At 63.9% G+C, this 1106-nt stretch carries 1 protein-coding gene; it reads left to right on the top strand.

What is annotated here, in order from left to right; all coding sequences use genetic code 11:
* The coding region (gene rlmN / locus Q0176_RS02745) for a 23S rRNA (adenine(2503)-C(2))-methyltransferase RlmN (RefSeq protein WP_299299025.1) at nucleotides 1-1042 on the top strand (1042 nt) is incomplete at its 5' end.
* Nucleotides 1043-1106 lie beyond the last annotated feature (64 nt).

Below are 1106 nucleotides of genomic sequence, written 5' to 3' on the forward strand. Positions count from 1 at the left end.
CGCCCTTTCCCTCTCCTACGAGGAATGGCGGGGACGGATGGCGGAATGGGGGGAGCCGGGGTTCCGCGCCGATCAGATCTGCGGCTGGATCTATGGCCGGAAGGTCTTCAACTATCATGAGATGAGCAACCTTTCGAAGTCCCTGCGGGAGCGTCTGAGCGGTTCCCTTCTCATGCCTCTGCCCGTACTGATCCGGGAGCAGGCGTCCCGGGACGGGACCCGGAAGTACCTGTGGCAGATGACGGACGGAGAGCGGGTGGAGTCCGTCCTGCTGAATCATGGAGGCCACACGACGGCCTGCATCTCGAGCCAGGTGGGCTGTCCGCTCGCCTGCGCGTTCTGCGCCACGGGCTCCCTGGGCTTTACCCGGAACCTGACGCCGGGCGAGATCTTGGGGCAGTTCCTCATGATGGAGCGGCGTCGGCTGGACGCCGGCGCCGAGCAGGGAATCAACAACATCGTCTTCATGGGGATGGGCGAGCCCCTGCTGAACGCCGACAGCGTTCTCGGGAGCATCCGCATGCTGAACCATCCCAAGATGCGAGGGCTTGGGGCGCGGCATATCACGATATCGACCTCGGGCGTCGTCCAGGGGATCGTCGACCTGGCGGACTTCGAGATCCCCATAAGGCTCTCCGTGTCCCTGCACGCTCCGAACGACGCGCTGCGCTCGCGCCTGATGCCGATCAACCGGAGCTGCCCCCTGTCGAAACTGGTCGAGGCTCTTCATCTTTACCGAAAGAGGACGGGGGAGAGGGTGACGATAGAGTATGCCCTGATCGACGGGGTCAACGACGACCCGCAGCTCGCCTATGAGATGGCGGCGCTGCTCGACGGCCTGGAGCCCTACGTCAACCTGATCCCGTTCAACCCCATCCCGATGAAGCCGGAGCTGCATCGATCCCCCGAGCCGAGGATCAAGGCGTTCTGCGCGGCCCTGTCCGAGCTGAAGATCGAGTTCGAGGTGCGGCGGGAACGCGGGGCGGACATCATGGCGGCCTGCGGGCAGCTTGCGGGAAGCCTGCCCGGCCCGGCGAAGTGAGGGGCATGGGAATTGGGGTTTTTTCTTGACATCTGCCTTTTCGTTTTGTTATGATATCGCGCGT

Source organism: uncultured Fretibacterium sp. (assembly GCF_938040765.1).
Lineage (GTDB): Bacteria > Synergistota > Synergistia > Synergistales > Aminobacteriaceae > CAJPSE01.